Raw genomic sequence first — 23,571 nt, forward strand, 5'->3', positions numbered from 1 at the left:
CACCGCATCGGCTTCGTTCGACAGGATCTGCGGCGCGACCAGGTCGACGACGCGCTCGCGCCGGTCAAGCGCGGGCTTGTGGCGTGCGAGCCAGCTCGCGAATACCGGCAGAATGCGCGATGGCCGCAATTCACCGAGCGCGGATAGCAGCGGCGTGCCGTCCGTCGCCTGTTTGCCGATCACGAGTGGGCGGGCGCCGCTTGGCCGGTTGTACAGGTATTCCTTGATCTGCTGTTCGACGACCGGGCCTTTCTCTTCGATCACCAGCACTTCGGTCAGACCGCCAACGAACGCGTCGATGCGGGTCATTTCGAGCGGGAACGACAAGCCGACCTTATAGATCCGCACGCCAGCCGCGTCCAGGTCGGCGGCCGTCAGATCAAGGCGGCGCAGCGCTTCCATCAGATCGAGGTGCGCCTTGCCGCATGTGATGATGCCGACGTTCGCATGCGGGCTCGGCGCAATCCACTTGTCGATGCTGTTGACGCGCGCGAAGTGTCGCACCGCGTCGAGCTTGGCGGCGAGACGCGCTTCGATCGCGAGGCTCGGCAGATCGGGCCAGCGATTGTGCAAGCCGTCATCCGGCGTCGTGAAGTCGGCGCACGTGGACCAGTCGGTGCGCAGCGCATCGAGGTCGACGCTCGAGCCGGACTCGACCGTCTCCGAGATCGCCTTGAAGCCGACCCATGCGCCCGAAAAGCGCGACAGTGCCCAGCCGTAGAGTCCGAATTCGAGCATATCGGCGACGTTCGACGGGTTCACGATCGGCATGTGCCACGCGATCATCGCGAAGTCGCTCTGATGCGGCATCGACGACGACACGCAACCGTGATCGTCACCCGCGACCACCAGCACGCCGCCGTGCGGCGACGAGCCGTAGGCGTTGCCGTGCTTTAACGCGTCGCCGGCGCGGTCGACGCCTGGGCCTTTGCCGTACCACATCGCGAATACGCCTTCGACAGTCCGCTGCGGGTCCGCCTCGACGCGCTGCGTGCCGAGCACGGCGGTGCCGCCCAGTTCTTCATTGATCGCGGGCAGAAAGCGGATCTCGCTGGCGGCGAGCAGCTTGCCGGCTTTCCACAATTGCTGATCGACCATGCCGAGCGGCGAGCCGCGATAGCCGCTGACGAAGCCGGCGGTATGCAACCCGCGCGCGTGGTCGAGCGCACGCTGCATCAGCACGAGACGCACCAGCGCCTGGGTGCCGGTCAGGAAGATGCGGCCGCGCGTCGCGGTGAGGTTGTCGGAAAGCCGATAGTCGGCGAGCGCGGGCGTGCCGTGGCTGAGATCGGCAGGCAGGCGGGCGGTCATAGGGCGTCTCCTCGTGATGCGCGCGTCGGCGCGACTTCCGGCTTCGAAAGAGACTCTATTTTTTCGCGCCGATCCGGGAAAATTTTTACTAACTTTGCGCGAAGACGACGTGGCAGCGCGATGGCGCGGGCGAATTTCGCCTATTTTGAGATAAATCTGCCGGGGTGCGGTGCGGACCGGTCCAACGGGTTACGCGTGCTGCTGCCGGGCGGGGTCGACAGGCGCCAAGGGCTCGAACGGCAGGACATCGTCGAACTGCGAGTAGTCCACGTGACTGATGCCGCCCTCTTCCCGAATGATGTCGACATAACGGTGCTGCCACCGGATATCGCTGGCGAGCCACGAATACCGCGCCTGCATCGTCTGTGCGGTGTTTTCGTCGGAGCCTTCGATCGTCAGCAGCAGTTCCGCGTCCTGCTTCACGAGCGACTCGGTGGTTGCGCCGAAGAGCGGGCTCTTTTCATCGATCACATGCATCAGGTTCCAGCCGAACACAAACAGCGGATGCTGATCGCGCACGAGTGGGAGATCGAGAATCCGGCGGATCCGGTAGCCTTCCTGCGTCGTTTCGATGCGCATCAGCCGCAGCCGTGCGCGCGCCTCGGCGATCACGTTCTGACGCGCGTTGGCTGTGCGTACCATCAGGGTCGTGCGGCCCTCGATCGGATGCACAACCGCGAGGCGCGCGAAGATGATGAGTGCGCGCGGTCGCGAGAAGCGTGCAAACACGAGTCCGGTGGCCAGCGCGATGCCCGACATCCCGACGAAGATTTCGAGCGTCGCGACCAGATGGGCGTAGATGGTCTGCGGATGCATGTCGCCGTAGCCGACGGTCGCGAGGGTTTCGACGCTAAAGAAAAACGCGCCGACGAAGCCTTGTGGGTTCTGATTCGCGATCGGCGCGTGGCCGAGCATGTAAAGCGATGCGAACGCGGTGTTGAGTACGAGAAACACCGCCGCCAGCGACGCGAAGAAGGTAGGCCACTTCATCGTCAACGCGCGGTGATAGAGGTCATGCCAGACGCGCAACGGCAACCCGTGCGTAATGATCGTATGGGCGCGCACGCGCAGCGTGCGGTCGATCATCACGCGGCCGCCGCGTTGACGGGAAGGGTTCGGTTCGTCGGGCCGATCGGACGTGCCGCGCGCCATCGCATCCTCGGGGTATGAAAACGCGCAAAGCGTAGCACGCAACGCATGGGCATCATCTGGATTTCCGTGGAAGGCCCAGCAGCCCGACGGCGCGGCGACAACAATGGCAGGCACAAGCCGTGCGCGGCAACCAGCCGGCGCCGCGCGCTCAACGTTCGGTCAGATCATACGGACGTGCGCGCTTCACGGAAAAGCGCGCGGCTTTGGAATGCCGGCGCCGTGGTCGATATCGGCGACCGCGTGCTGATGCGCGGATTCGACCGCCTCCGCTTCGGTTGCATAGCCGGTGTTGCCGCCAATCGTTGTCCAGCGTTGCACTGCGTGGTCGCGATGCCGGATCTCGTACTCCGCGTCCCAGCGCGCGCCCTGCAGCGCGAGCGGCCGGACGTGAATCGAGTACACGCCGTAGAGGAAGAGCGGTTCAGTCATGTTCGCCTCCGCCTGTTGAGGACGACAATTCGTGAGGAGATGGATCGATGTGGGATCGATGCGAGTGCACACATCGTCGATGCAGCCGCTCAGGCGGGACAGGACGCGGCACGCGGCGAACGCACGCCGCGTTCGCCCGCTAGAGTTCGAGTTCGCCGAGAATCCGATGGGCAAGCGCTTTTGCTTCTTCAAGCGCTTCTTCGGAGCTGGCCGATACGCTGTCGACTTCGTAGACCGTGTTTTCGGTCTCGTCGCCTTCGTCGCGCTCGAGCGCGACGACGCCCTGATAGCGTCCACCGTCTACCGGCCGCACGCTTGCGGTGGCCGTGTAGAGCCCTTTCGTGTAGGTGACGTCCTCCATGATGCATCTCCTTCAGGAAGGAGATTCCATCGTAGCACGCCCTTCGATCGCTTTCAGACCCGCGCGTGAAGGTCAGTCATTGAGCAGCGAGACCACTTCGTCGAGCGTCGGCGAGTGCGCGCCCGCATGGCGGCAAGCGGCCGCGCCCGCGGCCAGCGCGAACGCGAGATGCTCGTTCCATTTGCGTTGTGGCGCGCTCATCAGGCTGAACAGTAGACCGCCGATCGACGCATCGCCGGCGCCGACCGTGTCAGCCACTTCGACGCGCGGCGGCGCGGCTTCGACGATCAGCCCGCCGTCGATCAGGGTCGCCTTGTCCGCACCGCGCGTCACCAGTACTACCGCGTCCGGATTCATCGCGCGCAACTGGTCGAGCGCATTCGCTTCGCTGGTCTTGAACAGCAACCGCAAGTCTTCGTCGGAGACCTTGATCAGGTCCGCCAGCGCGGCCATTTTGCGCAGCGTCGGCTCGTAGCCGTGCTCCATCAGATTCCGGTAATTCGGGTCGAAGCTGATCTTCACGCCACGCGCGCGCAGCTCCGCTGCGAGGTGCGCGAGGGTGGCGCCGAGCGGTTGCCGCACGAGGCTGATGCAGCCGAAGTGCGCCCACTTCACCTGCGACATCCAGCCGTCGGGCAGCCTTTGCGGGTCGAACGCGAGATCCGCGCCGTTTTCACCCATAAAGAAGTAGGCGGGCGGATGCGTTTGATGAACGATCGCCAGCAGCGGCGGAAGGTCGACACGCTGCATGAAGCGCATGTCGAGGCCGGCTGCGACGCTGGCGTCCCACAGTTCGTCGGAGAAACAGTCGGTGCCGAGGGACCCGGCGCAGGCGGTCGGCAGACCGAGCCGTGCGACGGCGCGCGCGACATTCCAGCCGGCGCCGCCGGGGCGCGACAGCCAGTGCGAGTCGCCAGTGCGCACAAGGTCGGTCAGTATGTCGCCGGCCGATACGAAGACGGGTAATTCAGTGCTCGCGGTCATGGTGCTCACCGTGCGGTTCGATGCAGAGGGAGCGCGGCGTGCGCGCTCGCATCCGCGGTTTCCATTACGGCTTCGGGGTCGGGCAGCGCGTGCATCAGGACTTCGTAGCAGGCGCCCATCGTGTGATAGTCGGTCTTGCCGGCCGGACTCTTCTCGTCGCTGTACTTACGGTTGTCGCAAGTGAGAATGCGATACCACGCGCCGTAGCGATGATCGACGAAATGCGCCCAGCTGTAGCGCCACAACTCGTCGTACCAGTCCCAGAAGCGTTCGTTGCCGGTGCGCTTGCCGAGCAGGGCCGCCGTCGCGAAGGTTTCGGCCTGGACCCAGAAATACTTGTCGTGATCGCAGATCGTGCGGTCTGGGCCGAAGCCGTAGTAGAGACCGCCGTGATCGTTGTCCCATGCGAATGTCATCGCCGCGTCGAACAGTTCGATCGCGCGCGGCAGCAGCCACGGTAACGGACGATACCGCTCGAGAATCAGCAGCAGCTTCGCCCATTCGGTCTGATGGCCCGGCTGGAAGCCCCACGGGCGGAAGATGTTCGAGCTGTCTTCCTCGTTGTAATGCCAGTCGACCGACCAGTCGGCGTGATAGTGCTCCCAGACGAGGCCCTGCGACAGCTTCGCCTGACGAATCGTGACGTTGCTCGCGACGCGTTCCGCGCGGTCCAGATAGACGAGATGGCCGGTCGCTTCATAGGCGGCGAGCAGCGCTTCGGTCGTGTGCATGTTCGCGTTCTGGCCGCGGTATGTACTGACGCGCCAGTCGGGCGTCGCTTCGTCCGCATAGAGGCCTGCTGCCGGGTCCCAGAAGCGGTGCTCCAGCAGATCGAAGGTCGCGGCGATCATCGGCTTCGCTTCTTCGATGCCGGCCATGGACGCATGCGCGTACGCGAGCAGCACGAAGGCGAGACCGTAGCAGTGGCGTGTGCCGTCGAGCGTGCGTTTGTGGCCGTTGCGCCACTCGAGCTCCCAGTCGTAGCCTTCGTTGTGCGAGTCCCAATGCGCGTCGCGCAGAAACTTGACACCGTGCCGCGCGTACTCGAGGTGCTGCGGGTCGCCGAACTGCCGGTACGCCATCGCGTAGTTGAACACGTAGCGGCAACTGCTGACGAGATGGCGCGTCGTACGGTTGTAGATCGTGCCGTCGTCGCGCAGAAAATGGTGAAAGCCGCCGCTCGGATCGAACACGTTCGGCGCGTAGAAGCGCAGCGTGTGCTCGATGTGCGTGAGCAGGAAGTCGCGGTCGCGGTAGCTTGCGACCGGCGGCGCGTTGGCCGCGGACGTCGTCGGGTCGGAAAGAAGCGTGTCGGATTGGGTCATAACGGGGTCACCGAGGTACTGGCGCGAACAACAAGATGGACGGGCAGACGTACTTCGAGTTCGGCTGGCGAGTCTTCGAGCAGCAGTTCGACGCCGCTGCGGCCGAGTGCTTCCTTGTCGACCGCGATGGTCGACAGCGAGGGTGTCGCGTGCGCCGCGGCGGGAATATCGTCGAAGCCGATGATCGCGATATCGTCGGGTATGCGCAGGCCTCGTGCGATGCATGCGCGCAAGGCGGCGAGCGCGGCGGCGTCGTTATACGCAAAGACCGCATCGGGCCGCGGACCGGGTGCGTCGAGCAGGCGCTGCATCGCGAGCGCGGCGCCGGTCGCGGGGTCGAGTCCCGCATCGATTGTCACTTCGAGCGACGGATCGAATAGCAGTCCCGCTTCGAAGAACGCCTTGCGATAGCCGAGCGCGCGCTGCGCAATGCTGTAGTGTGCGAGCGACCCGCCGATAAACGCAACGCGCGTGCGCTTCTGTTCGAACAGATGGCGCATCGCCAGTGCCGCGCCGGTCGCATTGTCCAGATTCACCGAGCGCAGGCCGGGCGCCCACAGGTCGATCAGCACGAGTGGGCGGTGCATCGCGGCGAGCGTGGCAAGTGTCTCCGGCTCGACGAAGCCGGCCACCGCGATCGCGTCCGGTGCATGCAGCCGCATCTGCTGGACCACGTCTTCGGTCGGTCCGGCGGTCAGCACCGACGGCACGATGCCGCGCTCGCGGCACGCGTCTTCAACGCCGTGCAGCACATGAGAGAAAAACGGGCTCGCAGCAAAGTTGTTGTGCTGCCGATGCAGCAGGAACGTGAGCCGGCGAATGCGCGGGCGCAACTGGGCGGCGTTGTAGCCAAGCCGGCGCGCCGCTTCGACGACGCGTATACGCGTCGCGTCGGACAGGCCCGGCTGGTTTTTCAATGCACGCGAGACGGTGCCGATCGACACGCTGGCCTCGCGAGCGACGTCGCGAATCGTGGTTGCCATCGAAGGGATGACGCCGGACGCGAGGCGCGACGCGGCAGGGTTTGTTTGAGTTCGGGCGATTGTATAGTAAAACTCACCGTCAAAACCCCGCGAAGTGCTGTCGAAACACGCGTAAATACCCGTACACGAAGGCTTGAGCCGGTAAGTGCGTGTTTAGTAAAAATGCTAAACAGATGCGTGGGCTGCGGAGGTTGGGTGAAACGGGTTTGAAGCGTGTGTGGTGCCCGGGCACGCATGGCCGGACCGCACGTGGGCGTTCGGAAGCGGCCAGCACGTACGTGCAATCAGAAGTCGGAGAGACGGTGCGGTGAGTTTTGCGCGCGATGTCGCAGCGGGTTCCGCGGTTGTCCCACGGTTGTCCGGCAGTGACCCCACAGTTACCCCGCAGTGGCCTCGCAGTTGCCTCGCAGTGGCCTCGCAGTTGCCCCCCCGGGCGTCGCTTAATCCAGCGTGGCGTGCGATGCTTCGGCGCGTCCTTGCATCAACGTCTCGCTCTCCTGTGCGTCGATCAGGACCAGCCCGGTTGACTCATGCTTCGCGCGGCGTTTCGCGAGCGCCGCGATCGACGCGATGTCTTCGCTGGTACGCGGTGCGCGGTCGCTATTCGGGCGCACGTGCACGCAGCCGATCGCCATCGTGACGAAGCCGAAAAAGGTTGGATTGCCGCGCCGGTCCTCGCCGTGAATGCCGCCCGCGAGACGGTCGTCAGGCGCGTAGAAGCGCTGCGCCCCTTCGTTGAACGCGTGAATCGCGCGTTGCACGCGCTCGATGCAATCGTCGCTCTGAAACAGGATCAGAAAATCGTCGCCGCCGACGTGGCCGAGGAAATCGCGCGTCGGGTCGCAGACGTCCGCGAGTACCGCGGCGGCGAACTTCAGCACTTCATCGCCTTGCCAGTAACCGTACTGATCGTTGAAAGGCTTGAAGTGGTTCAGGTCCACATAGCAGGCATAGAAACCTGCGCCGTTATTGAGCAGCCGCGCAATGTGCGAACTGATCGGGATGTTCCCCGGCAGGAAGGTCAGCGGGTTCGCGTAGCGTGCGGCTTCGATCCGGACCTCGGTGACCGCGCGCACGAGGTTCTCTCCCGTGCCGAGTCCCGCGTATTTGCCGTTGTCGGTGATCACGAAACCGTCGGCCAGATAACGCTGGTCGTCGCTCGCGAGCAGCTTCGCCATCTGTTCGACCGTCATCGATTGCTCGATGATCACCGGCGATTCATTCGCGAACAGCAGGCACGGCCGCTTGCCGAAAAGTTCGCGGTGATACGGCAGCGCGTAGCGGTCCATGAACGCGCGCCGGTTGATCAGCGCGACCGGCAGGTCCCGTTCGACCACCGCCACCGCGTGTAGATGCGGCAACCGGTTGAAGAGCTCCAGCACGTCGTTGTTGGTCGCGTGGCGCGGCAACGCGGGCGCGTGCACCATCATTTTGGCCGACGCCATGCCGCCCGACGGCGACGCGGCCAGCGTGCGCGTTGCCTCCGGAAATACCGCGATATGACCGGCGCGGATCGCTTGCCGCGCATCGTTGGCGACCTTGCGCGGCGGCCGTGCGTGCGGTTTGCCGAAGAAATAGCCCTGCCCGCAGCCGATGCCCATGTCGCGCACGACAATCAGATCGGCTTCGTTTTCGATTCCTTCCGCGACGAGCGTCGCCCCGCTCGCATTCGCGAAGGACTGCATCGCCTTCACCGCTTCGAATTTGAGCGGGTCGCTAGCGATGTCGTGGATGAAAAAGCGGTCGATCTTCACCACGTCCGGCCGCAGCCGCACCCACAGATTCATGCTGGCGTTCGCGGTGCCGTAGTCATCGAGCGCGAATTGCGCACCCACGGTGCGCAGCGTCGCGATGGCGGGCAGCACGTGGTTCACGTCGGGAATCGCGCTCTGCTCGGTGAGCTCGATCACGATGCGGCTCGCGTCGACGCCCGAGCGGCGCAGCAGCGCGAAGGTTTCGTCACGCGCATCGGCCAGTTGCCGGATCGCACCGGCACTGAAGTTCAGGAACAGCTTGCCGTCGTAGTCGAGTCGCGCGAACGCTTCAATGCAGGCGTGCGCGGCGGCGTGCTCGAGCGGGATCACCGCGTCCTCGGCGAGCGCCTGAGCGAAGAGCGCAAATGGCGCTTCGAGATCGGACCCCGCTGGCCCGCGAATCAGCCCCTCATAACCGATGATCGCGCCGCCGTCGAAGTCGACGATCGGCTGGAAGACGGCGGACAAACTGCGCTTGGCGATCAGATCTGCGACACGGGATGTGCTGGACCGGGCGAGCGGACGAAGTGACATGGCGGACAGCCAGACAGACAGGGGATATTCGGCATATCGGCGGCGGCGCTGAAGACTTGAATGAACTTTTGATGAATTCCGCATAAACACCGCGTAAACGGAACGGTGCGCGGAACCGGTGCGTTTTGCCTATGCCATCCGGCCAGGCTGACGGCAAACGTGTGCGCGCGGTCAAATAACGGTCGCAACACAACACACGAAGCAACGACGGCACGCAAAACGAAAGCCGCATCGCGCGGCTTTCCGGAACACAGACTCAGGGAGAGAGTGTATGAAGGTCGTATCAGGTTCAAGGGCCAACCCGGCCGCCGCTCGCGGTAGCCGCTGCGTTCTGCTGAGCGGCGCGCTTCTGGGCGTTCGCTTCGCGCGCCCCCCAGCGCTGTGCGAGCGCCGCGCAGGTCATCAGCTGGATCTGGTGGAACAGCATCAACGGCAGCACGGCGGCGCCCACTGCGTGCGTCGCGAAGATCACCTTCGCCATCGGCACACCGGCGGCGAGGCTCTTCTTCGAACCGCAGAAGATAATCGTGATCTGGTCGGCGCGGTTAAAGCCGAGACGCTTGCTGATCAACATCGTGAGCGCCAGCGCGAGCGCGAGCAACACCGCACACGCGACCAGCAGCCCGCCAAGCGCAGAAAGCGGAATGTGGTGCCACAAGCCTTCGGTGACCGCTTCGCTGAACGCCGCATACACCACGAGCAGGATCGAGCCCTGGTCGACGTACTTGAGCACGCCACGGTTGCGGTCGATCCAGTTGCCGATCAGCGGGCGCAGCAACTGGCCGGCGACGAACGGCACGAGCAGTTGCAGCACGATGCTCCACACCGTATGCCACGGCGACACGCCGCCCGCCGACTGGCTCGTGACGATGACGCTGACCAGCGCGGGCGTCACGAAGATACCGAGCAGGCTGGAGGCGGACGCGCTGCACACGGCGGCTGGGACATTGCCCTTGGCTATCGACGTGAAGGCGATCGACGACTGAACCGTCGACGGCAGCGTGCAAAGGAAGAGGATGCCGACATAGAGCGATGGCGTGACGATCGGCGCAAGAAGCGGCTTGAGCGCGAGACCGAGCAGCGGAAACAGCGCGAACGTGCTTAGCAGCACGACTGCATGCAGGCGCCAGTGTGTTGCGCCGGCCACGATCGCCTCGCGCGACAGCTTGGCGCCGTGCAGAAAGAACAGCAGGCCGACCGCGATGTCCGTGACCCAGTTGAATGCGGCCGCGGCCTGCCCGTGAACGGGCAGCAGGCTGGCGAGAAGCACCGTGCCGACAAGGCACAGCGTGAAGTTGTCCGGAAGCAGTTTCGGGCGAGCCATCTCGAAATCTCGATGCGAGGAAAACGCGCTGTATTAGGGAAAACGCTTATTCTCCATGCTTTAGAATTAAATATGCAAATTCATTTGAAGAATTGATTGATGCGTCGAGCGCATGAAAGCTAAAGGCTTACGTGGGTCGTTCCGTGACGCAACTGGGTGTCGCGGTTTCCTGTTTGGGAAACGCTCTGTTTGACCCATTGGCGAGCGGGGCGCGCCCGTCCGGTTGCGACTGGGTCGCGCGCCTTCCCCGAGCGTTTCCGCCGACGCGTTTCCGCTCCCCTTTCACTGTCGCGAAAATGTCTGTCTCGCCCGTCCATCGTGCTTTTGAAACAAGGTCCTTCTCTAGAAAAGGACGCGGTAACATGGTGTTACAACCCTGCTCAGGGCATAACACTTTTTGCCTCGACAGTGCCAGGTGCCCCCCATAAATTACTGCTGAAAAGGCTTATTGGGACGACTGATTGAGCATGTATTGCGCCGAGCGATCGGCGCACGATGTTCACGGCGTTCCCGCCGGTTTTGCCGCTCCCGGATGGCGAATCCGCGCGGCCGCAAACAGGTTTTCCGCAGGTGAATGAACGTGAGCGCTGGGTATTCTCGGACGAAGTACTGGCTTTCGGGCGCGATTTTCGCGGCCGCCGTTTCGTTCGCCCATGCGAATCCGACAGCGGGTCTGCACCATACGGCACCGTATAGTGCCAACGCGTCGTACCAGGTATATGACGCGACGCGAGTTTCCACGCCCCGCAGCACCGCGTTCGCCAGTCCTTATCCTGATCGGGTCGCAACACGCCCGGCTACGCACTACGCCGGTGTGCAATATGCGGGTGCGATTACGCCGATCAGCACCGAGACGCGCGGCGCACCGCATCCGCCGTCCAACACGCAAACCATGCACACGGGCTCGATCCGTGACGACGTCGCGCGTTACAACGAAGAGCGTGTGTCGCGCCAGATTGCGCGTCCGCCTGCCGATGGCGGCCGGCCGCAAGGCCCATCTCCGTACCGGAACTAACCATTGCTGACGGCGGCGGGTGGTATGAGAACCGTGCCGCCGTTCAATGTTGCGCGTTCACCGGTTCATTGCCCACGGTTTATTTCCCACAGTAGTGCCTGAATGGATGCGCGCGCCGCATAGGGTCGTCACGCATCCGTCTTTCTCCACGCAAGACCGACTGCGCTCTTTTCGTGTCATCAGTCGATCCGATTCGACCACGCACCTTCTCCCGAAGCACCGCTGATCGCCGCGCTCATTTCCGCACGATCGCGCGCTCGCGGCGGCGCAACGCGGGCGCGCGTCGCACACTAATCAGTCAACCAAACTAATCAGGACGCTATACCCGCAATAAGTCCTCCTGTTTTTGTCCAGAAAAATGGCCGGCAAAGATGGTCCAGCCCAGATTGGCTCGACCACCGCACTGGCCACCGCGACGGATCGGCGAGCACCCCACCGCACAGCCCTATCCCAATTGACAAAGACAGGAGAACCCATGAGAACAGCGATTAGCCGCTCAGTTGGCCGCTGCGTTAGCCGTCCGGTCGTCAGCCGTGCGTCACGCACGCTGCTGAAGGCGAGCACCGTTGTGACGCTGGCGGCCGGTGCGGCTTCGGTCCATGCGCAGTCGAGCGTGCAGCTCTATGGTCAGGTAGACGAATGGGTTGGCGCCCAGAAGTTTCCCGGCGGCGAACGAGCATGGCAGGTGTCGGGCGGCGGGATGTCGACGTCGTACTGGGGAATGAAGGGCTCCGAAGATCTCGGCAACGGCTTCAAGGCGATCTTCACGCTCGAAAACTTTTTTCGCGCGCAGAACGGCAGTTCCGGCCGCTTCGATGGCGACACTTTTTTCGGTCGCAACTCGTATGTCGGCATCGAGTCGCCGTACGGCACCGTGACCGCCGGGCGTCTGACCACTCAGTTGTTCATCTCGACGATTCTCTTCAACCCGTTCAGCGATTCGTATGTGTTTTCGCCAATGGTGTATCACGTGTTCCTCGGCCTCGGCACGTTCCCGACCTATACGACCGACCAGGGCGTGGTCGGCGACTCGGGCTGGAACAATGCGATCCAGTATTCGTCGCCTGGCTTTAACGGACTCTCCGGTAGTGCGATGTACGCGTTCGGCAACACGGCCGGACAGAACGGTTCGAAAAAGTACAGCGTGCAGTTCCTGTACTTCAATGGCCCATTCGCGGCGACTGGTGTCTATCAGTACGTGAACTTCAACAACGATCCGGCCGACCTCGATACGCTCGTGTCCGGTATGAAAAGCCAGGGCGTCGGTCAGTTCGGTGCGACCTACGATCTGAAGTTCGTCAAGTTCTACGGTCAGTACATGTACACGAAGAACGACCAGCAGATGGGCAGCTGGCATGTCAACACCGCGCAGGGCGGCGTCACCGTGCCAGCCGGGCCCGGCACCGTGATGGCGTCGTACGCGTGGTCGCGCGACAGCGGTGGCCTCGATCAGACGCGACAGACGTGGGCGATCGGCTACGACTACCCGCTATCCAAACGGACCGACGTCTACGCGGCCTATCTGTACGATCACTTCTCCGGCCAATCGACCGGCGATACGTTCGGCGTCGGTCTGCGCACGAAGTTCTGAGCGGCTTGCGCTGCTATCCGGGTGCCGGTTCGGGCCGGCCTCCGCGCGAATACGCGTACTTTGTTGAGCGCTCTTTGATAAAGTCGACGGGAACCTATCGATTGATTCCCATCCCGAGCGATTTGCCATGGATACGCTGGTCAGCATGAAGGTGTTTCGTCATGTCGTCGAAATCGGCAGCTTTGTCGGTGCCGCGGAACGGATGGACATGTCGGCGGCAATGGCGAGCAAGCACGTGATGCACCTCGAGCAGCAGCTCGGCGCGCGCCTTCTGAATCGCACGACCCGTCGCGTCGCGCCGACCGAGGCCGGGCGCGAGTATTACGAGCGGCTCAGCCAGGTGCTCGCCGAACTCGACGAGGCGGAGCAGGCGGTCGGCGCGGCGAGCGTGGTGCCGCAAGGGCGGTTGCGCGTGTCGACGCTGTCGGCGTTCGGCTTGCGTCATGTCATGAGTGCAACCGCCGCCTATGCGACCCTTCATCCGCAAGTGACGGTCGACATCACGTTGTCGGACCGCGTCGTCGAGATGATCGACGAGGGCTTCGACGTCGCGATCCGCGCGTCGCCGACCGGCTTGAAGTCGTCGTCGCTGATCGCGCGGCAGGTGGCCACCGCGCATATCGTGCTGTGCGCGTCGCCCGACTATCTGCAGCGGCACGGCGTGCCGAAGACGCTCGCGGATCTCGCGCGGCACAACTTCATCGAATATTCGGGCATGTCGGCGCAGGATCTGGTTACCGCGTCGAACGCGGGCGGCGCGCAGCCGCGACTCACCGGCAATATGATCGTCAATCACCTCGAGGCGCTACGCGTGGTCGTGCTGCAAGGCGCGGCGATCGCGCTGCTTGGCACCGAGGTGGTCGGCGACGATCTCGCCTCCGGGCGGCTGGTGCCGCTGCTCGTCGACGAACTGCCGCCGCGCGAACTGCCGATTCACGTGATCTACGCGAGCAGGCGGCATGTGTCCGCGAAGGTGCGCTCGTTTGTCGATTTCCTTGCAGGGCGGTTCGCGAACGAGTCGCTGTGGCCCACGCTCGAGCAGGTGCGCACGCTTGCAGCGCGTTGAGTTCACGCGCGTCCGCGCTGGACCGTTTCGATATACTGCAATGAGCACCCGCCAGACGTAACGGTGCGTCCGCCGCCACAAACGCGTGCGGTCACACCGTCGCGCCAATATGACCCGGGGGAGACATGACTGATCTTTCCACGCCGCAACGTGCGGGCGGCGCCGCGCTATCCGCACAGGCAGCCGCAAGCGTGTCGCCGCAGCGGGCTGTACGGCCCGCCCGCCTGCGATTCGTCACGGCGGCCGCGCTATTCGACGGCCACGACGCGTCGATCAACATCATGCGGCGCATCTTGCAGTCGAGCGGTGTCGAGGTCATTCATCTCGGCCACAACCGTTCGGTCGATGAAGTCGCTACCGCCGCGTTGCAGGAAGACGCCGACGGCGTCGCGGTTTCGAGCTATCAGGGCGGTCACATCGAATATTTCCGCTACCTCGTCGATTTGCTGCGTGCGCGCGGCGGCGAGCGCATCAAGGTGTTCGGCGGCGGAGGTGGCGTGATCGTGCCCGAAGAGATCGCCGAACTCGAGCGCGATGGCGTCGAGCGGATCTATGCGCCGCACGACGGCCAGCGTCTGGGCTTGCAAGGGATGATCGACGATATGATCGCGCGCTGTTCGCCAGCCGCGCGCAACGAGGGTGAAGACGTTGGCCGTCGGGCCGCCGCGCAACTGGCCAGCGATATCGCGCTCGCGCTTCACGCTGGCGTTGCGCGTGTCGGACAGGAGGCGCGTGACGAACGCGAGCCGGCGAAACACGCCGCTGACCACAACGGAATGGTTTTTCGCAAACTCGCGCAACTGATCACCCGACTCGAAACCGGCGCCGAGCCCGAAGCTGTGCGCGCCGCACTCGCGGCTCATGCGCGAGCGTCGCACGCACCGGTGCTGGGCATCACGGGCACCGGCGGCGCGGGCAAATCTTCGCTGACCGACGAACTGATTCGCCGTTTTCGGCTCGACTACGACGACGCGCTGACGATTGCCGTGCTCGCGATCGACCCGTCGCGCCGCAAATCCGGCGGCGCGCTGCTCGGCGACCGCATCCGGATGAACGCGATCGGCGACTGGGGCGCGGGCGCGCGCGTGTTTATGCGCTCGATGGCGACGCGCGATGCGTCGAGCGAAATTTCCGACGCGTTACCCGACGCGATCGCCGCATGCAAGGCGGCGGGCTTCGATCTGGTGATCGTCGAGACCTCGGGTATCGGCCAGGGCGACGCCGCGATCGTGCCGCACGTCGACGAGTCGCTGTACGTGATGACGCCGGAGTTCGGCGCGGCGAGCCAGCTCGAGAAGATCGACATGCTCGATTTTGCCGACTTCGTTGCGATCAACAAGTTCGACCGCAAGGGCGCGGCCGATGCGCTGCGCGACGTCGCCAAGCAGGTGCAGCGCAATCGCGGCGAATTTTCGACGGCGTCTGCCAGCATGCCGGTGTTCGGCACGATCGCGTCACGCTTTAACGATGACGGCGTGACCGCGCTATATCAGCACGTTGTCCGCGCGTTGCACGCGCGCGGATTGCGCGCGGGTCACGCGCGGCTGCCGTTGTTCGACGGCTTGCGTCATTCGAGCGGGCGTCACGCAATCGTGCCGCCCGAGCGTGTGCGCTACCTGTCGGACGTCGCGCAGACCGTGCGTGACTATCGCGTGCGCGCCGCGGCGCAGGCACGCGTCGCGCGCGAGCAATGGCAACTGACGGAAACGCGCCGTATGCTGGCCGAACACGAGCGCGCGTCGTCGTCGAACGATTCGAATGCAGCAGCTACCGCGTCGGACAGAGGGCAGGCACAGCGGCTCGACGCGCTGATCGCCGCACGCGCCGCGCAACTCGGCGAACGCGAAAAAGCGTTGCTCGACGCATGGCCGCGAACGGTCGCTACGTATTCAGGCGACGAACACGTCGTGAAGATCCGCGGTCGTGAAATCCGCACCGCGCTGACTGTCGAGACGCTATCGGGCACCATGGTCCGCAAGGTCTCCCTGCCGAAGTTCAGCGACCCGGGCGAGATTCTGCGCTGGCTGATGCTCGAGAACCTGCCCGGCTATTTCCCGTTCACCGCGGGCGTGTTCCCGTTCAAGCGCGAGAACGAAGACCCGACGCGCATGTTCGCCGGCGAAGGCGATCCGTTTCGCACCAACCGCCGCTTCAAGCTGCTGTCGGCGAGCATGCCGGCCAAACGCCTGTCGACCGCGTTCGATTCGGTCACGCTCTATGGCGAAGAGCCGCACGAGCGCCCGGATATCTACGGCAAGGTGGGCAACTCGGGCGTGTCGGTCGCGACGCTCGACGATATGCAAGCGCTCTACGACGGCTTCGACCTGTGCGCGCCGGACACGTCGGTGTCGATGACGATCAACGGACCCGCGCCGGCGATACTCGCGATGTTCTTCAATGTCGCCATCGACCAGCAGATCGGGCGCGCACGCGAGCGTGCACAACAGGAAGGACGCGCGCCGAGCGTCGACGAACTCGCCGCCGCGCGTCGCTTTGCGCTGGAAAACGCGCGTGGCACCGTGCAGGCGGATATCCTGAAAGAAGACCAGGGGCAAAACACCTGCATCTTTTCGACCGAATTCAGCTTGAAAGTGATGGGCGACATCCAGGCGTACTTCGTCGAGCACGGCGTGCGCAACTTCTATTCGGTGTCGATCTCCGGGTATCACATCGCGGAGGCGGGCGCTAACCCGATCTCGCAGCTTGCGTACACGCTCGCGAACGGCTTTACCTATGTCGAGGCGTATCTTGCGCGCGGCATGTCGATCGATGACTTTGCACCGAATCTATCGTTCTTCTTCTCGAACGGAATGGACCCGGAATACACCGTGCTCGGTCGCGTCGCGCGGCGGATCTGGGCGGTGGCGCTGCGCGAGCGTTATGGCGCGAACGAACGCAGCCAGAAGCTGAAGTACCACGTGCAGACGTCGGGCCGCAGCCTGCATGCACAGGAAATCGACTTCAACGACATCCGTACGACGCTGCAAGCGCTGATTGCGATCTACGACAACTGCAACTCGCTGCATACGAACGCATTCGACGAAGCGATCACCACGCCGACGGAAGAGTCGGTGCGTCGCGCCGTGGCGATCCAGCTGATCATCAACCGCGAGTGGGGGCTCGCGAAGAGCCAGAATCCGAACCAGGGCAGCTTTATCATCGACGAATTGACCGATCTCGTCGAAGCCGCGGTGCTCGCGGAGTTTGACCGGCTGACCGAGCGCGGCGGCGTGCTGGGGGCGATGGAAACCGGTTATCAGCGAGCGCGCATTCAGGACGAGTCGATGCTGTACGAGCATCGCAAACACGACGGGTCCTATCCGATCGTGGGTGTCAATACATTCCTCGGCGCGCAACCGCATGACGCGCCGCCGCCGATCGCGCTCGCGCGTTCGACCGAAGATGAAAAGCAAAGCCAGCTCGCGCGGCTACGCGCGTTTCAGGTGTGCCACCGCGATGCCGCGCCCGCAGCGCTCGAACGCTTGCAGCGGGCGGTGATCGACGATCAAAACGTGTTTGCGGTGCTGATGGATGCGGTGCGTGTCTGCTCGCTCGGGCAGATCACGCATGCGTTGTTCGAAGTGGGCGGGCAGTATCGACGCAATATGTAGGTTTTCGCGGTTAGGCGTGTTCGCAGCACATATAAAATGTAAATTTGTCTCGAGGCACGCCCTAGCGTGCGATGCCGAGGCGCGCCTTCGCGTCCGCATATTCCTGCTTGAGCCGAGCGACCAGTTCGGCGACGCTCGGCACGTCGTCCATCAGACCGACGCCCTGCCCCGCGCCCCAGATGTCGCGCCACGCCTTCGATTTATCACCGGCGAAGTTCATCTTCGATTTGTCCGACTCGGGTAGCGCATCCGGGTCGAGCCCCGCCGCGATGATGCTCTCGCGGATGTAGTTGCCATGCACACCGGTAAAGAGATTCGTGTAGATGATGTCGGCGGCGCTCGCGTTGACGATCGCTTGCTTATAGCTGTCGGCAGCGTGCGCTTCCTGCGTCGCGATAAAGCGCGTGCCCATATACGCGAGGTCCGCGCCCATCGCCTGTGCGGCGAGAATCGAGCCGCCGTTCGCAATCGCGCCCGATAACACGAGCGGCCCGTCGAACACGCGCCGCACTTCACCGACAAGCGCGAACGGCGATGTGGTGCCCGCGTGGCCGCCAGCGCCGGCGGCCACCAGGATCAGCCCGTCGACGCCCGCATCGAGCGCCTTTTGCGCATGACGCAGATTGATCACATCGTGCAGCACGATGCCGCCGTAGCTATGCACGGCATCGACAATCTCTCTCGCCGGCGCGCGCAGACTCGTGATGAAAATCGGCACCTTGTGCTCGATGCACACACGGACGTCGTGTTCGAGCCTTTCGTTCGACTGATGGACGATCTGGTTGACTGCGATGGGCCCGATCACCGCGTCCGGATGCGCCGCCTGGTGCTCGGCAAGCGCGCTCTGAATCTGTGTGAGCCATTCGCCGAGCCGCTCCGCGGGGCGCGCGTTGAGCGCCGGAAAAGCCCCGACGATACCGGCTTTGCACTGCGCAAGCACGAGTTCCGGATAGCTGACGATAAACATCGGCGACCCGACGACCGGCAGCGTGAGGTTTTGCAGAACGGCTGGCAGTGCCATGGCGGAAGTCTCCTGAGCGACGGATCGGGCGCGCGTCCCTGCATGCATCGGCAGGTTGTGCCGCGCGCCAGGTCGGCATGATGAATAAGTGTAGCGGGGAGCCACCTGTCGCCTAAGAACAGCTTAAGAACGACCGTTCGATTATAGGCGAGTCGCGGGCCTTACGTGTGTGCTCGACGGTTGGAAGGAGAGTTCGGTTTCTATGTTTGCGTGGGCTAACCCACCTCATGCAGTCACGTTGGGCTTCTACAATGCGCAGACTCACAACGACAACGAGGCCGCACCGATGTTCTTCGAGAACTTCACACCGTTTCGCGTCGCGGCGGATGGCGTCGATATCCATGGCGTCAAGGGCGGATCGGGACCGCCTCTGCTGCTGTTGCACGGTCATCCGCAAAACCATCTGATCTGGCATCGGTGCGCCGCTCGTCTCGCTGAGCATTTCACCGTGATCGCAACGGACCTGCGCGGCTACGGCGCGTCGGCGAAACCGCCGACCGACGCGTCGCACGAGCCGTATTCGAAGCGCGCGATGGCGGCCGATCAGGTCGCGATGATGCGTCACTTCGGTTTCGAACGCTTCCTCGTGTGCGCGCACGACCGTGGCGCGCGCGTCGCGCACCGGATGGCGCTTGATTATCCGGACGCAGTCGAGCGTCTGATGCTGCTCGACATCGCGCCGACCCTTGCGATGTACGAGCGCACCGATCGCGCATTCGCGACGCTGTACTTCCATTGGTTCTTCCTGATTCAGCCGGCGCCGTTCCCGGAGACGCTGATCGAAGCCAACCCGGCGGCCTACGTCGATCGCGTCATGGCGACGCACGCGGGGCTCGCACCGTTCGCACCGGACGCACTGGATGCGTATCGCCACGCGCTGCGGCAACCCGGTGCGGTACACGCGATGTGCGAGGACTACCGCGCGGCCGCGACGATCGATCTCGAACACGACCGCGCCGATATCGAACGCGGCCACCGGATCGGTTGTCCGTTGCGGGTGCTTTGGGGTGTGCAAGGTGTGATCGAGCAATGCTTCGAGCCGCTCGCCGAGTGGCGCAAAGTCGCGCGGGACGTGAGCGGCCGTGCGCTGCCGTGCGGCCACTACATGCCCGAGGAAGCGCCCGACGAACTGCTCGCCGAGATGCTGTCGTTTTTCGAGGCTATCGATTCGTAGCGGGCGCGGCGCGCGCACCCAGCGGCGGCAGGCGGCGCGGCACCGGCGTCGATTTGACGATCGCGGTGCTGGTTTCCGCGCGCTCCGTCACTTTTGACAAAATCTCGTCTAGCTGCTCGATCGAGCGCAAATACAACCGGCAGATGAAGCAGTCGTCGCCGGTCACCTTGTCGCATTCGACAAACTCTGGAATACGCCGGATCACCTCTTCAACCAGATGCAGTTGGCCGGGCAGCGGCTTGACCCGGACAATCGCCTGCAACGTATAGCCGAGCGCACGCGGATTGATGTGCACGGTGAACCGTTCGATCACGCCCGATGCTTCGAGGCGGCGCACGCGGTCGGCGGTGGCGGGGGCCGACAGGCCGACACTCCGCGCGAGTTCGCTGACCGGTTGACGGGCGTCCCCGGCGAGCGCGGACAGCAATGCACGGTCGGTATCGTCGAGCGGCGCAACCGGCGGCGAAGTTGCGACCGATGCGGAGGAACTGAGGCGTTTTGTCATTTGAGCCTTCGTTTGACAGGTCGACACGCGTGTTTACTTAAGTTTAGCCCTGTATTCAGGGCGTCACATTCATTACACTGCCTTCATTGATGAGAAAGGGTTAGCAATGGTTCGGGAGGATCCCATGGCGGCGAATAGCGACATCCGGCGCGGCGCGCTCGAAATGACCATCGCGATGCTGATGTCCGGCACGATCGGGTGGCTGGTCGTGTCGTCGCAGCAATCGTCACAGAACGTCGTGTTCTTTCGTTGTCTGTTCGGCGGCGCGACGCTCGCGCTCGTCTGCGCAGCGCGCGGTCTGTTCCAGCACAAGCTGTTCACCTGGCGCATGCTTGCGCTCGCCACGCTCGGCGGCATCGCGATCGTGATCAACTGGGTGCTACTGTTTGCCGCGTATTCACGCGCGTCGATCTCGATGGCGACCACGGTCTATAGCACGCAACCCTTCATGCTGGTCGCGCTGGGTGCGTTCGTGCTTCGCGAGCGCGTGACGGCGTCGGCGATCGCATGGCTGGTCGTCGCATTCGCCGGGCTGGTGCTCGTCGTGAAAGTTGAACCGGCGGTGCTTGCCGTGCCGGGGCAATACCTGCAAGGTGTGGCGCTCGCGGCGGGCGCGGCGTTTCTGTGGGCCGTGTCGTCGATTATCACGAAGTATCTGAAGTCGACGCCGCCGCATCTGATTGCGTTGATCACCACAGCAACGGGTGTCGTGATGCTCGCGCCGTTTGTCCGCTTCGATGCATTGCCAACCAGCGGCGTGCACTGGTTGCAGCTTGCGACGCTCGGCGTCGTCAATACCGGCGTGATGTATGTGCTGCTGTACGGCGCGATCCAGAAGCTGCCGACCGCAATGACCGGCGCGCTGTCGTTTATTTACCCGGTGGTGGCGATCGTCGTTGATCGGGTGGCGTTCGGGCAAAAGCTCGCATGGATTCAGGTGTTAGGCGCCATACTGATCCTGCTGGCTGCCGCGGGTGTCAATCTCGGGTGGCGCATTGTGCCGGCACGTCGCTTTTCGTCGACCTGATCAGATAATATGGATTACAGAACATGGCGTTCGATCCGTTCGCGGTCCGTTCGCTTCAGGCGGCTGTAAAGCCGGGGTTGACGTCCTTGATTGGGCTCTTTGCTGCCGCACGCCGATGTCCGTAGGGAAACCCCCGATGCGGGGATATGCGTTATGGAAGTATGATTTATAGCGACGCTGATCACGTCACACAGAAGTCACACAAAGTATTGTGCCGCTCGCCAGACTTGCCGAGCGGCTTTTCTTTTTTGTGCTGCCTAAATTCATGTTATGCGCGTGCTCACCTGCTCGCCGTCGATACGCAGCGGCCCATCTCTGCGGGCGAGATCTTCGATGATTTGCCGCACCAGCGCCGGCCATGCGCGACGCGGCGCCAATCGTGTAGCGGCGGCACGCATCGCGCTCGCGTTTTCGAGCATGTCGGTGAGCGCGTCGAAGTGCGTGCTGCGCACATCGAGCAGCCTGAACACGAGCAGCACCTTGAGCGCGTTTCTTGCGTTGCGCGCGGGGTCCGCGCGCAACCACGCGACACGGGAAAAGGCGCGTTCGAGTGCCGGCTGCACGTTAGCAAACGGTGCACCATGACCGGGAATCACCATGGCAACGTCGAGGCTTGCGATCGATTCGAGTACCGCGTGCTGTTCGGCAAATCCGCTCTCGCCATCCAGCTCCGGAAAAATCACACCAAAACCGTTCTCCCACAGCGCGTCCGCGCTGATCAGCACGCGCTCGTCCGCGCAGTAGAGCATCAGTGAATGCGGGTCGTGGCCCGGTGCAGCGAGCACGTGCCAATCGAGTGCGCCCAGTTCAATGTGCGTGCCGGGTGTGAGCGAGCCGGTGGCTGAAAAGCGCTCGCAGAACTGGCCGGTTGCGCGGAACGTCAGGCGGGTTTCATCCCAGCGCCGCACGGTGTCCGCCTCCGCGGCCGGAATCAGTGTTTCGCACGGCCATGTGTGCTGCAGGAGCGCGTTGCCGCCGCAATGATCGGAATGCAGATGGGTGTTGACGATGCAATCGAGCGTCCGCGCGCCGAGCGCGTGCCGTACCAGCGCGACGGTTTGCGGCGCATGCGTTGCGTAACCGGTATCGATCAGTGCCGTGCGACGGTCATCGACCAGCAACACGTTGTTCGACGACAGCCAGCCGCGTTCGAACACGCGTATCGATGGGGGCAGGCTTATCATCGCGCGCGACCTTCACCCGCGTGTTGCGAAGCCGGTTTCGGCATCACCAGCACCGTCGCGTTGGCAAGCACGACCGTTTCGTCGCGCTGGTTCACTGCGTTGCCGTCGAGTTGAACAAGATCGCCGTTCAGGCTCGGCTTCCAGTACGCACTGCGCACTTGCCAGGTGAAAGTCAGCGTGTCGTCGCTGTGCGCCGCCTGCTTCAGCTTGATGTCGAATTCGAGGCCGAGCGGTTGCGCGTATTGCGCAAAGTGCGTCGCGACGAGCGCCATCAGGTACGCGCTCGGTTGCGTACCCGAGGCGATTAGCCCGCCGAAGCGGCTTTGCGCCGCGTACCGATCGTCGTGATGCAACGGGTTCAGGTCGTTGACCAGGGTCGCGAACGATTTCACCGAGTCAGCGCTGAGCGCGAGCGTCGAGCTGAACGTTTCGCCGACGGTCACGACGCGCGGTGGCGCGTTCATCGCGCTGCCCCGCGTTGCGCCATCAGTTGCATATGCCGCGTTTCGAGCGCATCCCAGACCGAGCGCCTGGTCGCTTCGTCGAGTAACGACCAGTTCGCAATCTCGTCAATCGTGCGCAGACACCCGTCGCACCAGCCGGTCGCGTCGTTCATCCGGCAGATGTTGATGCACGGCGAAGGCACTGGGGCCGGATCTTCCGCACGGGACGCGTCGGCTGTCATACAGGCTCGCGCAGCGCGATGTCCGCGACCGGCGCGCCAGTGAGCTCAACCAGTTGCCGCGGCGACAGGTTGAACACCGCATGCGGGTGCCCTGCGGCGGCCCAAAGGCTTTCGAGCGCGAGCAGATCCGAGTCGATCAGCGTAACCGGTGGCGTGATGTGCCCGATCGGGCACACCCCGCCGATCGCGTAGCCGGTCTTTTCGCGGACGAACTTCGCGTCCGCGCGTCCGACCGCGCCAACGTGCGCGGCCACTTTGTGTTCATCGACGCGATTGACCCCGCTTGCAATGACAAGCACCGGCGCATCGTCGTCGCGGCGGCGAAACAGGATCGACTTCGCGATCTGCGCGATCGAGCAGCCGAGGCCCGCGGCCGCTTCGGCTGAAGTCTTGCCGGTCTCGGGCAGCATCACGATCTGGCCGGCGTGGCCGCGCTCGCGCAACAGCAGCGCAACGCGGCGCGCGGCGTCCGGCAGCGCGTCGAGATCGCTAGCGGCGGTGGAGTTCTGGAACGAAGCGTTGTCTGTCATTGTTC

Annotated in this window: 20 protein-coding genes and 1 pseudogene; 6 read left to right on the forward strand and 15 right to left on the reverse strand. The window is 63.8% G+C overall.

Annotation, left to right across the window (positions count from 1 at the left end):
* The 9 genes and pseudogenes from HV796_RS33125 to HV796_RS33165 form a co-directional block, all read right to left on the reverse strand.
* Window positions 1-1,311 (reverse strand): annotated as a pseudogene (locus HV796_RS33125) (indolepyruvate ferredoxin oxidoreductase family protein); the annotation flags it as partial.
* A 189-nt stretch (window positions 1,312-1,500) separates the two neighbouring features.
* Window positions 1,501-2,301, reverse strand: a complete 801-nt coding sequence (locus HV796_RS33130; RefSeq protein ID WP_377693227.1) for an ion channel — start codon at window positions 2,299-2,301, stop codon at window positions 1,501-1,503.
* 345 nt (window positions 2,302-2,646) lie between these two features.
* Complete coding sequence (locus tag HV796_RS33135) at window positions 2,647-2,892, reverse strand: hypothetical protein (RefSeq protein WP_175232119.1); 246 nt, start codon at window positions 2,890-2,892, stop codon at window positions 2,647-2,649.
* A gap of 139 nt (window positions 2,893-3,031) precedes the next feature.
* Window positions 3,032-3,253, reverse strand: coding sequence for a hypothetical protein (locus tag HV796_RS33140; protein ID WP_175232120.1), 222 nt, complete (start codon window positions 3,251-3,253; stop codon window positions 3,032-3,034).
* 72 nt (window positions 3,254-3,325) lie between these two features.
* Window positions 3,326-4,237, reverse strand: a complete 912-nt coding sequence (locus tag HV796_RS33145) for a carbohydrate kinase family protein (protein WP_175232121.1) — start codon at window positions 4,235-4,237, stop codon at window positions 3,326-3,328.
* A gap of 5 nt (window positions 4,238-4,242) precedes the next feature.
* Entirely contained in the window at window positions 4,243-5,562 is a 1,320-nt protein-coding gene (locus HV796_RS33150) for an AGE family epimerase/isomerase (RefSeq protein WP_175232122.1), read from the reverse strand.
* Window positions 5,559-6,545, reverse strand: coding sequence for a LacI family DNA-binding transcriptional regulator (locus HV796_RS33155; RefSeq protein ID WP_175232123.1), 987 nt, complete (start codon window positions 6,543-6,545; stop codon window positions 5,559-5,561). Before HV796_RS33155 ends, HV796_RS33150 begins: the two co-directional genes overlap by 4 nt.
* A 440-nt stretch (window positions 6,546-6,985) precedes the next feature.
* On the reverse strand, window positions 6,986-8,833 hold the full coding sequence (locus tag HV796_RS33160; protein ID WP_175232124.1) for an EAL domain-containing protein: 1,848 nt from the start codon (window positions 8,831-8,833) through the stop codon (window positions 6,986-6,988).
* Window positions 8,834-9,122: 289 nt separating this feature from the next.
* Window positions 9,123-10,157 carry a bile acid:sodium symporter family protein gene (locus tag HV796_RS33165; protein WP_175232125.1) on the reverse strand — a complete coding sequence of 345 codons (1,035 nt, stop codon included), beginning with the start codon at window positions 10,155-10,157 and terminating at the stop codon, window positions 9,123-9,125.
* Window positions 10,158-10,731: 574 nt separating this feature from the next.
* Between HV796_RS33165 and HV796_RS33170 the strand changes: the two genes are divergently transcribed.
* The 4 genes from HV796_RS33170 to icmF all read left to right on the forward strand — a co-directional run bounded on the left by HV796_RS33170 (window position 10,732) and on the right by icmF (window position 17,440).
* Window positions 10,732-11,172 carry a hypothetical protein gene (locus tag HV796_RS33170; RefSeq protein ID WP_377693218.1) on the forward strand — a complete coding sequence of 147 codons (441 nt, stop codon included), beginning with the start codon at window positions 10,732-10,734 and terminating at the stop codon, window positions 11,170-11,172.
* 475 nt (window positions 11,173-11,647) lie between these two features.
* Window positions 11,648-12,763, forward strand: coding sequence for a porin (locus HV796_RS33175; RefSeq protein ID WP_175232127.1), 1,116 nt, complete (start codon window positions 11,648-11,650; stop codon window positions 12,761-12,763).
* A 127-nt stretch (window positions 12,764-12,890) separates the two neighbouring features.
* A complete protein-coding gene (locus HV796_RS33180) occupies window positions 12,891-13,829 on the forward strand; it encodes a LysR family transcriptional regulator (RefSeq protein ID WP_175232128.1) in 939 nt (312 codons plus the stop codon).
* 125 nt (window positions 13,830-13,954) lie between these two features.
* Window positions 13,955-17,440, forward strand: coding sequence for a fused isobutyryl-CoA mutase/GTPase IcmF (gene icmF, locus HV796_RS33185; protein ID WP_175232129.1), 3,486 nt, complete (start codon window positions 13,955-13,957; stop codon window positions 17,438-17,440).
* A gap of 61 nt (window positions 17,441-17,501) precedes the next feature.
* Here the strand turns inward: icmF and HV796_RS33190 are convergent, their stop codons facing one another.
* Window positions 17,502-18,461 (reverse strand): NAD(P)H-dependent flavin oxidoreductase, encoded by a 960-nt coding sequence (locus HV796_RS33190; RefSeq protein ID WP_175232130.1) that lies wholly within the window; start codon window positions 18,459-18,461, stop codon window positions 17,502-17,504.
* Between the two features lie 286 nt (window positions 18,462-18,747).
* Between HV796_RS33190 and HV796_RS33195 the strand changes: the two genes are divergently transcribed.
* Window positions 18,748-19,635 carry an alpha/beta fold hydrolase gene (locus HV796_RS33195; RefSeq protein WP_175232152.1) on the forward strand — a complete coding sequence of 296 codons (888 nt, stop codon included), beginning with the start codon at window positions 18,748-18,750 and terminating at the stop codon, window positions 19,633-19,635.
* Here the strand turns inward: HV796_RS33195 and HV796_RS33200 are convergent.
* A complete protein-coding gene (locus tag HV796_RS33200) occupies window positions 19,622-20,140 on the reverse strand; it encodes an Lrp/AsnC family transcriptional regulator (RefSeq protein ID WP_175232131.1) in 519 nt (172 codons plus the stop codon). The two genes, HV796_RS33195 and HV796_RS33200, sit on opposite strands and share 14 nt — an antisense overlap.
* 124 nt (window positions 20,141-20,264) lie before the next feature.
* Between HV796_RS33200 and HV796_RS33205 the strand changes: the two genes are divergently transcribed.
* Window positions 20,265-21,167, forward strand: coding sequence for a DMT family transporter (locus HV796_RS33205; protein ID WP_175232132.1), 903 nt, complete (start codon window positions 20,265-20,267; stop codon window positions 21,165-21,167).
* Between the two features lie 263 nt (window positions 21,168-21,430).
* Here the strand turns inward: HV796_RS33205 and HV796_RS33210 are convergent, their stop codons facing one another.
* From HV796_RS33210 to HV796_RS33225, 4 genes are read right to left on the reverse strand one after another with little or no spacing between them, the layout of a single operon-like run.
* A complete protein-coding gene (locus tag HV796_RS33210; RefSeq protein WP_175232133.1) occupies window positions 21,431-22,351 on the reverse strand; it encodes an MBL fold metallo-hydrolase in 921 nt (306 codons plus the stop codon).
* Complete coding sequence (locus HV796_RS33215; protein ID WP_175232134.1) at window positions 22,348-22,815, reverse strand: MaoC family dehydratase; 468 nt, start codon at window positions 22,813-22,815, stop codon at window positions 22,348-22,350. The genes HV796_RS33210 and HV796_RS33215 overlap by 4 nt, the downstream gene beginning before the upstream one ends.
* The gene (locus tag HV796_RS33220) at window positions 22,812-23,036 is read right to left on the reverse strand and encodes a DUF1289 domain-containing protein (protein WP_175232135.1); all 225 of its coding nucleotides are present in this window, start codon (window positions 23,034-23,036) and stop codon (window positions 22,812-22,814) included. The genes HV796_RS33215 and HV796_RS33220 overlap by 4 nt, the downstream gene beginning before the upstream one ends.
* The gene (locus tag HV796_RS33225; RefSeq protein ID WP_175232136.1) at window positions 23,033-23,566 is read right to left on the reverse strand and encodes a YbaK/EbsC family protein; all 534 of its coding nucleotides are present in this window, start codon (window positions 23,564-23,566) and stop codon (window positions 23,033-23,035) included. The genes HV796_RS33220 and HV796_RS33225 overlap by 4 nt, the downstream gene beginning before the upstream one ends.
* Window positions 23,567-23,571 lie beyond the last annotated feature (5 nt).

The organism is Paraburkholderia humisilvae, assembly GCF_902859855.1.
Lineage (GTDB): Bacteria > Pseudomonadota > Gammaproteobacteria > Burkholderiales > Burkholderiaceae > Paraburkholderia > Paraburkholderia humisilvae.